The following is a 12,192-nucleotide window of genomic DNA, read 5'->3' as shown; positions in this document are numbered from 1 at the left end:
GCCGAAATCATTATAATTATGATCAGTTTTTTATAATTACCAAGGACACTTCCTGTGACTGATGTGCTGCAAAAGCCCGAGCTGATCATTCGTCAATATCACGACCTCACACCTTATGAAGATCGTTTTCTGGAAATGAAAACTTTTACGGAAAACCGTGATGAACATAGCCCGGATCAGCTGTGGATTCTGCAACATCAGGATGTATTGACTCAAGGTCAGGCCGGTAAGCCAGAACATATTCTGATACCGAGCAATATCCCGGTAATTCAAACCGATCGTGGTGGTCAAGTGACCTGGCACGGCCCGGGCCAGCTGGTGGCTTACTTCATGTTTGACCTGAATCGCCTGGGCTGGAATGTGCGTACACTGGTGTCCTATGCTGAAAACCTGATGATCGATCTGCTGAAAAAATACGGCATCGATGCTTATGCCAAACCCGATGCACCGGGGGTCTATGTGGCTGAACGAAAAATTGGTTCACTGGGTTTTAAAATTCGTAAAGGCCGTAGCTATCATGGTCTTTCCTTAAATCTGGATTGTGACCTGAGCGGATTTAATACCATCAACCCTTGTGGTTATGCGGGACTGGAAATGGTTCGCATGAGCGACCTACTTGAACAACCGCCACAATTCAACCAGTTATGTCGTGAAATTATTGAAACTTTGCGCCACAGCGGTTACTTTAATCAAGTCACTGTCGAGCAAAGATAAAGCCTTTGCATTTCACCCCCAAATAAATTAGAGTATTTACTCTAAACCAATAATATTGAGATAGGGATCATCACGTGATTGCAACTAAATCCGTAAAACCCGCTTTGCAGCTTGCCTATGTCAAACTCATGATGGATGTGATTGGCCGCGGTCTGGTCATGGCAAGCCAGGTGGATGAAGAAATCAAACAGGAAGTTGCCCAATTTCCAGTCCATTTCACTCTTTCCATGAAAGTCTTTCCGCATGGCCCAGCCTTTGTGGCGCGGGTCACTGAGGACAAGCAATTGGAACTGGTGAAAAATCTGGAAAAAGCACCTGATCTGACTATTACCTTTAAACATCTGCACCATGCTTTTTTAGTTTTTTCCTTTCAGGAAAGCACCTCTCAAGCCTTTGCCAATGACCGCATGATTGCCGATGGCGATATTTCCAATGCCATTCGTCTGGTGCGTTGTCTAAATAAAATGGAAGCACTGATTTTGCCTAAACTGGTGGCGCAACTGGCTGTCAAAGAATATCCAAGCAATCTCAGCCTCAAAGAAAAACTAAGCGAAGCGAGCAGTATTTATCTAAAAATCGCTCAATCTTATTTAAAACGGAGTGTATAACATGGCTAAACCTTATTATGAATTTTTCTGTCCGGTTAAAGTCATTGCCGGACATGCCGCGTTAGAACATATTCCGTTTGAACTTGCGACCTTAGGCGCAAAACGTCCGCTGATCATTACCGACAAAGGTGTACGCGCCAATAATCTGCTGGCACCGATTGAAGCGGCATTTGAAATGGCAGATGCTGCAATTGTAGCCATTTTTGATGACGTCCCCCCCGACTCTAGCTTGGGTACAGTACGTAGTGCGGCAAAACTGTATCGTGAAAATCACTGTGATGCGATCATTGCTGTAGGCGGTGGTTCAGTCATTGATACGTCCAAGGCCACCAATATTCTGGTGTCTGAAGGGGGTGATGACTTGCTTAAATATTCTGGTGCCCACAACCTGCCTAAGCCACTGAAACCATTTTTTGTGATTCCAACAACTTCAGGGACAGGTTCAGAAGTCACCATGGTGGCTGTCGTCTCAGATACCGAGAAGAACGTTAAAATGCCTTTCGCATCGTATTATCTGATGCCGCATGCTGCAATTTTAGATCCGCGCATGACCCAGACTTTGCCTCCGCATTTAACCGCCATGACCGCAATGGATGCACTGACCCATGCGGTCGAAGCTTATACTTGTATGGCAGCCAATCCAATCTCGGATGCTTATGCCACTGCAGCAGTCAAGAAGATCAGTAGCCATCTATTCAATGTGCTGGATAATCCCAATAATGCGCAAGGCCGTCTGGAACTGGCTCAAGCATCGACCATGGCCGGTATTGCATTTTCTAACTCGATGGTCGGGATTGTGCATTCACTCGGTCATTCACTGGGTGCAGTGGTGCACTTGCCGCATGGTTTATGTATGAACCTGTTCCTGCCGTATGTGCTGGAATACAACAAAGAGGTCAATGGTGACAAGATTGCTGATCTGTTGCTACCTTTGGCAGGTGCCGATATTTATGCGCAAACACCAGCACATTTACGCGCAGACAAAACCATTGCCACTATTCTGACCATGCGAGATCGGATTTATAGTCTGACCAAACTGCCACGTACATTACGTGAAACCGGCAAGATTTCTGAAGCGCAGCTGGATGAAGTGGCAGAGAAAGCCCTGAACGATGGTTCCATCATTTATAACCCGAAAGAAGCCACCTTGGAAGATTTAAAATCTATCTTAAAAAAGGCTTGGTAATTACTGAAAAATAAGCCAATATAGCGAAAATTAAAGCCTGATGTTTTTTTAGACATCAGGCTTTTATCTTGCATAAAGAAATCATTGCGCTAATTTGAATGGCATACTTTATGCACCTCAAAAGTCAAAAAAATAGCTAGCAAAAGCCCTTCTTTTCAAGTAGATTGGCGGGCTTTTATAGAAAACTGTAGGGGGGATCGTTCGTCTCAAACGATCCTTATAAATATGACTGATCCTTGATCAACGATTAAGAGGATAACGCCGTTGACTAATATCTCTGGGACTCAATCGGCAGCTAAACTGCAAAAAACGCTGGGACTCTGGCACATCATTATTATTGGTTTGGCTTATATTCAACCCATGACCTTGTTTGATACATTCGGTCTGGTATCTGAAGAAAGTAACTTCCACGTTCCCACCTCTTACATTTTTGCGCTGATTGCAATTTTGTTAACCTCTTTGAGCTATGGTCATATGATTCGTCGCTACCCTTCTTCGGGTTCGGCCTATACCTATGCGCAAAAATCCATTCACCCGAATGTGGGTTTCATGGTGGGATGGTCATCTTGGCTCGATTATTTATTGTCGCCAATGGTCAACATCATTCTTGCTGTCATTTACCTAGAAGCCCTGTTCCCTGATATCAATCATTGGGTTTGGGTCGTGGTATTGACTGCATTCATGACTGGCATCAATTTACGTGGTGCGCGCTTTGTAGCGAACTTCAACAGTATGATCGTGTTCGTGCAGTTGATTGTCATTGCCGTATTTACCTGGATGGTCTACAGCAAGTTACAGGCTGGCTTTAATGCGGATGGTCCAATCACAGCTGAGCAACGCTATCAGCTCTGGAGTCTGGAACCGTTCTGGAATGAGTTAACCTCAGTAGGCGCCCTGATTACTGGTGCGACTTTACTGTGCTTCTCTTTCACCGGTTTTGACTCTTTAAGCTCGCTGGCTGAAGAAACCAAAGATACTGAAAAAACTTTGCCTAAAGCGATTTTCTTGACCGCTTTAATTGCCGGTATTATTTTCATTATCAGCACTTACTTCATGCAGATTTACTTCCCGAACAATCCAGGTTCATATTTCCAGAATATTGCTGAAACTCAGCCGGAAATTTTGATGCTGGTGGGTGGGTCCTTGTTCCAGGCTTATGTACTTGGTTTTGCAATCATTACCGTCATGGCATCAGGGATTTCTGCACATGCAGGTGTATCTCGCTTAATGTACGTCATGGGCCGTGATGGCGTGATCAACAAGAAAATCTTTGGTCATATCAGTCCGAAAAACTACACACCGTCATACAACATTATGATTGTCGGTGCTGTAGCCTTAACAGCTGGCTTCATGGATCTTGATTTTGTGATTTCACTGATCAGTTTCGGTGCATTGACGGCGTTCAGTTTCGTAAACTTGTCTGTCATTTCACGCTATGCTTTACGTGATGGTCGTACCAAAACTGCGAAAGAAATTCTGAACTTTGTGGTGGTACCACTTGCAGGTTTCATTGCAGTATTTGCCTTATGGCTCGAAGTTGATCAAACCTCATTGAAATATGGTCTGATCTGGGCATTTGGCGGTATCTTGTACCTGGGTTATAAAACCAAAGGTTTCAAGCATCCTGCACCTCAGCACAACGAATTTGACGATAAATAATATCGTTCCGGTTCAAATAAAAAAGGCGCTTTAAGCGCCTTTTTTATGTTTTTGATTTTACTTAAGATAAACGACAATCAAAACCCATTTGGGTATTGACCCGATTATTTTCATAGCCCAGTTTTTCAATGAACAGACTTCTATTCGACAATAATTTTTGCTCTTCCGGATTTAGTCTGGCTTTATTCTTGACCGCCAGCTGATACATTTCATTGACCACATCCTGAAAAATATCACAAACTTCCTGACGTTTGGTCTGCTTCAATTTACGTCCACGCCAAGTCCATTCAAAATCATCGGAATTCAGACTCTGTCCCCAGTTATCGATCCGCGCATCCAAGCGTTTTTGCATGTCAGCCAATCCTTGCTGTATTTCCGCTTGCGTAATTGGCTGAACTTGTTGCGTTTCCCCCATTACATCACTTGCTTCTTGCGCACCGAGGTGTAAAGCAGTCATTCCAATACAACAGGCCAAGGCAAATTTTAATATCGGCTTCACGCGTATATCCTTCTTATTCCAATCAGTTGTCTCTCTCTATCCTAGCAAATAAAAAAGCCACCCAAAGGCAGCTTTTCAAATTATTGTAAATTTAAGCTTAGAGCGCTTTAAAACCCTGCTGACGCCAGGCTTCATATACAATCACTGCCGTGGCATTCGAAAGGTTTAAACTACGAGAGTTCTCTGCCATCGGTAAACGAATCCAGTGCTGCTGCGGGAACATCATCCGAACATGTTCAGGCAGACCACGCGTTTCCGGCCCCATCAACAATGCCACAGGACGGCTCAAGTCCGAGGTATGTGGCATTTCAGTCCCTTTGGTGGTCAGCGGATAGACCGCATCCAGAGCAATGCCTTTGCTTGCCAGATCGGCCAGACAATCTTCGATAGTGTCCCAAATCTGCATACGTGCATATTCGTGATAATCCAGACCGGCACGTCTCAGTTTTTTATCATCCAGTTCAAAACCCAGTGGCTTGACCAGATGCAACTGTGCTCCCGTATTGGCACACAGACGAATAATATTGCCTGTATTTGCAGGAATTTCGGGCTCATATAAAACAACGTGGATCACTTATTTCTCACTTTATACATTTCATTCAGATATAGCTTTCAACTTATAGATCAAACAGCAACATCAGTGCTATCTTTTTCAGATACAAATTTTTGCCTGTATTCGGACCATGAGATTAATCGTCATATCCTTTTATTCAGGTGTAATTTTCGTCTTGCGGTCAAACCAAGAAACAACTTTTGCTTATCCTCTTACTCAGGCATAGCCTTCGTCTTGCGCTCGGGCAAAGCAGTGCTTTGCTTATCCTCGCTCATGCCATTGCAGTTGTTCACGCAAGCGAACCACTTCACCAATAATGGTTAAAGTCGGTGCCTGAATTTGATGCTCAGACACTTTGGAGGCGATGTCGGCAAGGGTTCCCACCACAACTTTTTGCTCAGGAGTCGTGCCTTTAGAGACCAGTGCCACCGGCATATCTGCGCGCTGACCATGGGCGATTAACTGCGCACAGATTCTTTCCAGTCCCACCAGTCCCATATACAGCACCAAGGTCTGGTTTTCATAGACCAGCTCACGCCAAGGCAATTCAGGCGAACCTTCTTTTAAATGACCTGTCAGGAAACGCACACTTTGTGCATAATCCCGATGCGTTAATGGAATACCGGCGTAGGCGGAACAACCTGAAGCTGCGGTAATACCCGGCACCACCTGAAAAGTAATACCTGCCGCAAACAGCTCTTCAATTTCTTCGCCGCCACGCCCAAAGATGAAAGGATCACCGCCTTTCAGACGACAAACCCGCTTGCCTTCACTGGCATATTTGACCAATAAAGCATTAATCCCATCTTGTGGAACTGCATGATTGGAACGCGCCTTACCAACATAGATTTTTTCCGCATCACGGCGACACAGATCCATAATCGGTTCAGACACCAGGCGATCATAAATCACCACATCGGCTTGCTGCATCAAACGTAAAGCTTTCAGGGTCAACAGTTCTGGATCACCTGGACCTGCACCCACCAGATAGACTTCACCTTTCGGCTGTTGCCACTCTTGTAATGCTTGCTCGATCAGACGATCTGCTTCAGCCATATTGTCATTAAACACCTGCTCTTTCAGCGGACTGGCGTACAGATCTTCCCAGAAAATACGGCGCTGATCCGGATTGACAATTTTTGCTTTAACGCGACTGCGCCATTTGCCTGAAAACTCAGCCAGCTTGCCCATGCCATGTGGAATCGTCGCTTCCAGTTGAGTCCGAATCTGGCGTGACAACACCGGCGATGTGCCATTCGATGCCACCGAAATCACCAGCGGTGAGCGGTCAATAATCGCAGGCACCATAAAACGGCAATGTGGTGGATCATCAACACTGTTGACCAGTACATTTTCAGCTTCGCACAGCTCGAAAACCTGACGATTCACATCAGCATCATCTGTTGCTGCAATCACTAAACGATAATGGCGTAAAGGAATCTGTGTACTGAATGGTGCCTGCTCATATTGCCCTTGAGACTGCTGAACAATCTCAAGTAAATTGGCATCAATTTCAGGTGCAATGACATGAATCACTGCTCCTGCTTTTGCTAATAATACCGCTTTACGGTAGGCAATATGTCCACCACCGACAATCAGACAAGGTTGCTGTTGCAACTTTAACGAGATTGGAAAGATATCCACGAACTACCTCAAAATTTTAAATCTGATTGTCTATGCAATTTTCATGCACATTTAGCGATGCTGATATCAAGCATTAGTCGATATAAGTCACACCACCCATATATGGACGCAATACTTCAGGAATCTCAATCGAACCGTCTGCACGCTGATAGTTTTCCATCACTGCAAGCAAGGTACGACCAACAGCCAGACCTGAACCATTCAAGGTATGTACAAATTCAGTTTTTTTCTGGTCGGCACGGTAACGCGCTTTCATACGACGCGCCTGGAAGTCACCCATGTTTGAACATGAAGAGATTTCACGATAAGTATTCTGGCTTGGCACCCAAACTTCAAGATCATAAGTCTTGGTCGCGCCAAAGCCCATATCACCGCCACAAAGGATGATCTTACGGTATGGCAGACCTAATGCTTGCAAGATGCCTTCAGCATGGCCGGTTAAATCTTCCAGTGCCTGCATAGACGTTTCAGGTTTAACAATCTGAACCATTTCCACTTTGTCGAACTGGTGCTGACGAATCAGGCCACGGGTATCACGGCCATAAGACCCTGCTTCACTACGGAAACATGGGGTATGTGCTGCATATTTTAATGGCAGACGATCTGCATCAATGATTTCATCACGCACGAAGTTAGTCACTGGCACTTCAGCAGTTGGAATTAAATAGAATTCTTTTTCGCCTTGAAGTTTAAACAGATCTTCTTCAAATTTAGGCAACTGACCTGTGCCACGTAATGAATCCGCATTCACCAAATACGGTACATAAGCTTCAGTATAACCATTCTGGTCTGTATGCGTATTCAGCATGAACTGTGTCAATGCACGTTGTAAACGCGCCAATGGGCCTTTCAAAACACTGAAACGAGAACCAGTCAATTTGGTTGCGGTTTCAAATTCCAGACCGCCCATCATTTCACCGAGGTCAGTATGGTCTTTGATCTCAAAATCGAATTCACGTGGTGTACCCCATTTCAGGATTTCCACGTTATCGCTTTCGTCTTTGCCTTCAGGCACAGCTTCATCTGGCAAGTTTGGAATAGACAGTAATTTTTCTTCAAGCTCCGCTTGCAGTTCAGCCAATGCTGCTTCAGCCGCTTTGATTTCATCACCAATCGCAGACATGCGTGTCATGATTTCAGAGGCATCACCGCCTGCTTTTTTAATTTGACCGACTTGTTTTGCACCGGCATTACGTTCAGCTTGCAGTGTTTCTGTCTTGGACTGAATTTCTTTACGGCGCGCTTCTAGGGAGGCCCACTCTTCAACATTGAGTTGAACACCACGTTTTGCCAAGGCCAAATTTACAGCCTCAATATTGTTTCTGAGTAATTTCGGGTCGATCATAATCAATCTTTGCAGAAGAAAAAAACTGGCTATAGTGTAAGCTCTTAACGTCAAAAAATACAGTGACTACGACCACAGCTGTGCCTTATTAGCACAATATTTAGGAAGTCTTGGACTGTAAAATGGCTAAATATTCAGGCCAAATCACTTCACCCAAATCTGCATAGGACACTTTTAATTCAGGCGTTCCTGCTGCTTTAGAAGTTAATTCACCTGCCGGGTACACCAACACCAGACCCGACCTGTCAAAATAATAGTTATCACTCAGTTTTAACTGCTGTGCTTGTATCCCCTGTGTGCGTAGCCATCGAGTATTGGTTCGATATATCACATTGAGTAGTTTCTGCTCACCGCCCTTTAACATCAATTGATGCAAAGCCAGACGCTTTTTCTGTTTCAGATCAAAATTGATATATTCCACATGTTCACTTGATGCAGTGTGATTCTTCACCAGATTGGAACTTATTAAGGCAAAAGTCGCCAGATGATCACGCTGAGCGATAAATACTACCTTGATAAAACGCTGATCCAGATAATAGGGCTCATCGGCCTTTTTAGGATTTTTCTGAGTCACTTTGGTGAATGCAACCGGCTCGGTATCCCGAATACGCGCTATAAAATATTGATCAATCCAGTCGAGATTGGTATCCACCGTTTGTAGATCGAAGCGTACACAGCCTTCTATTTCACACACCACTTTGGCCACCCCTTTGACGAGAATACTCTTGGTTTCAATCTGCACCCACGGATCTGTTTGGGTAAGCGTTGCAACTGAATTGGATGGCGGCTGACAGCCCAACATATATACAGTGATTAATAAGACAGCATAAATTTCAGCAGTTTTAAACAGATTGATCTTCATCCTGAGCTCCCAAAATTTTGCAATTTCATTGACTCGACTTTTATTTATTTTAAGATGCTCTCTTGTCTAGATATAGCTGAACCTTGTAGCCTGCTCAAAACAATCATGATAATCGGCAATAAAAAAGCAACCTGAATCGGTTGCTCTTTGGTTTACTTGATACTTCTGATTATTGATCAATAATGTCCGTACCTTTTGGCGGGGTAAAGTTAAAGGTAGAAGCCGGAATACTGCTATTCACTTTCACATTACTAAACTTAATATTTGTAGTTTGGCCAAGTGAATCCTGCAAGATCATCAAGCTAGGTGCCTTGTTTGCACCAAAACTGATGGTCAGGCTCTCAAAGACACCATCGGTATTTTTAGGATACAGTGTGTAATAGGTTTTCCCCTTATTCGGCTGAGTGACCCGGTAAGACTGCATAATCTGACTGGTATTTCCTGACAGAAGCAAAGCCGGTGTATTGGCAACTTGCTCATCCAGATTTTGACGAACCGCTTGCTGCAAATCCGGATCATAAATCCATACTGTTTTACCAGTCGTTGTAATGGTTTGCTTCGATGGTGCGGTCGTTTCCCAATAGAATTTACCCGGACGCTCGACTTTCATCACCCCTTTAAAGGTTTGATTCATATGTTGTGCGCTCAAGCCTTTTTTCTGGGTTGCTCTCGGATTGGTCACCTTGGTGCTTTGCTCAAAATTTGCCGTCATGCTACGTACATAATTCAGCTGCTTCACCAGACTGGCAGTTGCCTGTTGCTCCGACGCTGCCACAGGTGCAGCAAACACGGTTGTACTCATCACCGGTGCTAAAGTCACTGCACCCAGAGCCATAGCACAGACGGTTTTACGAAGCATATTCATAATTTCACCTTTATATTTTGCGTCATCGCAATTTATTTGATGTCTCATCTTAAACGAAAATTAAAAGCTAAAATGATAGAAAATAAGAACTTTTGTATGGTTATTAATTCGAAATCTATTTTTTTGTTCATCATGATGAAGATTTCAGCCGTTTTTTTACATAAGCTGGATCAGGCGTTCATTACAGTCAATTTTCAGGCATAAAAAAGCCCACAGAAACTGTGGGCTTTTTTTCTATCTCAGCGAATTACGCTTCAACAGATACGTAGCGACGACCGAATTGGCCTTTCACTTCGAATTTGATTACGCCGTCAGCAGTCGCAAACAAAGTATGGTCACGGCCCATACCTACGTTTTGACCAGCGTGGAATTCAGTACCACGTTGACGAACGATAATGTTACCAGCAGTCACAGATTGACCGCCGTACATTTTAACACCTAACATTTTAGGATTCGAATCACGACCGTTTTTAGTCGAACCACCGGCTTTTTTAGTTGCCATGTCTATTTACTCCTCGTAATTAGCCTGAAATAGCTGTAATTTTCAACTCAGTGAACCATTGACGGTGACCTTGTTGTTTACGGTAGTGTTTACGACGACGCATTTTGATAATGCGGATTTTGTCGTGACGACCATGGCTAACTACTTCAGCAGTTACAGTAGCGCCAGCAACAACTGGAGCACCGATTTGAATGCTTTCACCGTTTACAAGCATCAATACGTCATCAAACGTAATAGTTGAGCCAGTTTCAGCTTTCAATAATTCTACTTTAAGGGTTTCACCCTCGATTACACGGTGTTGTTTACCACCGCTTTGGATTACTGCGTACATAATGTACTCCAAACAAGCCCGTGTCGTCGTGCCGATAAAGGAAGATATCGATCTTAAGACGTACGCCACTGGGGGATATCTAAGGGCGAGGATTTTAAGGGATATTCAAAAAAACAACAAGCCATTTTACTGAAATAATAATGGCGAGTATGTGCTAATTATTTAACACTTAAATAATTTCTATCAAATCAGACACTCAAGATATATTCAGCAACAAAATAATACAGCAGAAATTCGGCCAGTTTGATTAATATACTCAGCCTGATGAAGAGGGCGACATCGCTGACCTTTCCTAATTTTTTGTAGCGCAGAATATAGATCGAATCTGAATAAGATCTATAAAAAGCTGATTTTTAGTGGAGTTTATGCATTTCTTAGGTTTCACTCATGTTATAAATTGTTAAACTACGACCTGCGATTTACCAGACTAGAGGTTTTCTTTCACATGACCATCGACTTTAAGCAAGACATTCTCGCTCCTGTTGCTAACGACTTTGCTGCGATGGACACATTCATTAATGAAGGAATTACTTCAAAAGTTGCACTGGTGATGGCCGTCAGCAAACATGTGGTCGAAGCGGGTGGCAAACGCATGCGCCCGATTATGTGTCTTCTGGCTGCCAAGGCTTGTGGTGCTGAAGATTTAGAACCGCATCGCAAGCTGGCCGCGATTATTGAAATGCTGCATACGGCGACGCTGGTGCATGATGATGTGGTCGATGAATCTGGCCTGCGTCGTGGCCGTCCGACTGCCAATGCGACATGGAATAACCAGACTGCTGTTCTGGTCGGTGACTTCCTGATTTCACGTGCATTTGATCTGCTGGTCGATTTAAACAATATGGTCTTGCTGAAAGATTTCTCGACCGGCACCTGTGAAATTGCTGAAGGTGAAGTGCTGCAATTGCAATCCCAGCACCAGCCAGAAACCAGTGAAGCGACTTATTTAAATATTATTCATGGTAAAACGTCGCGCCTGTTTGAACTGGCGACAGAAGGCGCAGCGATTCTGTCGGGTAAAGATGAATTCCGTGAGCCTTTAAAAACTTTCGCCGGTCATTTCGGCAATGCCTTCCAGATTATTGATGACATTCTAGATTACACCTCCGATGCAGAAACCCTCGGCAAAAATATTGGTGATGACCTGATGGAAGGCAAACCTACCCTGCCATTGATTGCTGCGCTAAAAAATACCTCCGGTGAGCAGCATGAAATTATTCGTCGCAGTATTGCCACTGGCGGTACAGAACATCTCGATCAAGTCATTCAAATTGTCAATGCATCTGGGGCACTGGACTATTGCCGTCAACGTGCGACTGAAGAAACGGAAACCGCCATTCATGCCCTGCAGGCATTACCTGACTCTGAGTATCGTCAAGCTCTGATTAATCTGGCCAAACTGGCCCTACACCGAATTCAGTAAT

13 protein-coding genes are annotated in these 12,192 nt (G+C 44.1%); 5 read left to right on the top strand and 8 right to left on the bottom strand.

Annotated features, from left to right (window positions below):
* The first annotated feature begins 54 nt into the window (after positions 1–54).
* The 4 genes from lipB (at position 55) to FTU44_RS04400 (ending at position 4,167) form a co-directional block, all read left to right on the top strand.
* Positions 55–714, top strand: coding sequence for a lipoyl(octanoyl) transferase LipB (lipB, locus tag FTU44_RS04415; protein WP_100355550.1), 660 nt, complete (start codon positions 55–57; stop codon positions 712–714).
* Between the two features lie 74 nt (positions 715–788).
* The gene (locus FTU44_RS04410; protein ID WP_005097759.1) at positions 789–1,322 is read left to right on the top strand and encodes a hypothetical protein; all 534 of its coding nucleotides are present in this window, start codon (positions 789–791) and stop codon (positions 1,320–1,322) included.
* 1 nt (position 1,323) lies between these two features.
* On the top strand, positions 1,324–2,508 hold the full coding sequence (locus FTU44_RS04405; protein WP_159138251.1) for an iron-containing alcohol dehydrogenase: 1,185 nt from the start codon (positions 1,324–1,326) through the stop codon (positions 2,506–2,508).
* Positions 2,509–2,772: 264 nt separating this feature from the next.
* Positions 2,773–4,167, top strand: a complete 1,395-nt coding sequence (locus FTU44_RS04400; protein WP_005097762.1) for an APC family permease — start codon at positions 2,773–2,775, stop codon at positions 4,165–4,167.
* A 61-nt stretch (positions 4,168–4,228) separates the two neighbouring features.
* Here FTU44_RS04400 and FTU44_RS04395 read toward each other — a convergent pair whose 3' ends face one another.
* From FTU44_RS04395 to rplU, 8 genes are all read right to left on the bottom strand, one after another.
* Positions 4,229–4,624: a hypothetical protein gene (locus tag FTU44_RS04395; protein ID WP_218944851.1), complete on the bottom strand. Its 396-nt coding sequence runs from the start codon at positions 4,622–4,624 to the stop codon at positions 4,229–4,231.
* A gap of 139 nt (positions 4,625–4,763) precedes the next feature.
* On the bottom strand, positions 4,764–5,240 hold the full coding sequence (locus FTU44_RS04390; RefSeq protein ID WP_180049599.1) for a tRNA (cytidine(34)-2'-O)-methyltransferase: 477 nt from the start codon (positions 5,238–5,240) through the stop codon (positions 4,764–4,766).
* A gap of 240 nt (positions 5,241–5,480) precedes the next feature.
* Positions 5,481–6,863 carry a siroheme synthase CysG gene (cysG, locus tag FTU44_RS04385; protein WP_179999893.1) on the bottom strand — a complete coding sequence of 461 codons (1,383 nt, stop codon included), beginning with the start codon at positions 6,861–6,863 and terminating at the stop codon, positions 5,481–5,483.
* Positions 6,864–6,936: 73 nt separating this feature from the next.
* Entirely contained in the window at positions 6,937–8,208 is a 1,272-nt protein-coding gene (serS, locus tag FTU44_RS04380) for a serine--tRNA ligase (protein ID WP_180049597.1), read from the bottom strand.
* Positions 8,209–8,308: 100 nt separating this feature from the next.
* Positions 8,309–9,070 (bottom strand): DUF3298 domain-containing protein, encoded by a 762-nt coding sequence (locus FTU44_RS04375; RefSeq protein ID WP_180049595.1) that lies wholly within the window; start codon positions 9,068–9,070, stop codon positions 8,309–8,311.
* 169 nt (positions 9,071–9,239) lie between these two features.
* Complete coding sequence (gene lolA, locus FTU44_RS04370) at positions 9,240–9,935, bottom strand: outer membrane lipoprotein chaperone LolA (protein ID WP_005169792.1); 696 nt, start codon at positions 9,933–9,935, stop codon at positions 9,240–9,242.
* Between the two features lie 247 nt (positions 9,936–10,182).
* On the bottom strand, positions 10,183–10,437 hold the full coding sequence (gene rpmA, locus FTU44_RS04365; protein ID WP_005097774.1) for a 50S ribosomal protein L27: 255 nt from the start codon (positions 10,435–10,437) through the stop codon (positions 10,183–10,185).
* A gap of 19 nt (positions 10,438–10,456) precedes the next feature.
* Positions 10,457–10,768 (bottom strand): 50S ribosomal protein L21, encoded by a 312-nt coding sequence (gene rplU / locus FTU44_RS04360; RefSeq protein ID WP_005097776.1) that lies wholly within the window; start codon positions 10,766–10,768, stop codon positions 10,457–10,459.
* Between the two features lie 445 nt (positions 10,769–11,213).
* Between rplU and sdsA the strand changes: the two genes are divergently transcribed.
* The gene (gene sdsA, locus FTU44_RS04355) at positions 11,214–12,191 is read left to right on the top strand and encodes an All-trans-nonaprenyl-diphosphate synthase (RefSeq protein ID WP_005097778.1); all 978 of its coding nucleotides are present in this window, start codon (positions 11,214–11,216) and stop codon (positions 12,189–12,191) included.
* Position 12,192: the final 1 nt, after the last annotated feature.

Origin of the sequence: Acinetobacter sp. YH12105 (assembly GCF_013419095.1) — a bacterium.
GTDB lineage: Bacteria > Pseudomonadota > Gammaproteobacteria > Pseudomonadales > Moraxellaceae > Acinetobacter > Acinetobacter pseudolwoffii.
Note: the sequence above shows the minus strand (reverse complement) of the source record. Positions and strands in the feature narration are given on the sequence as shown.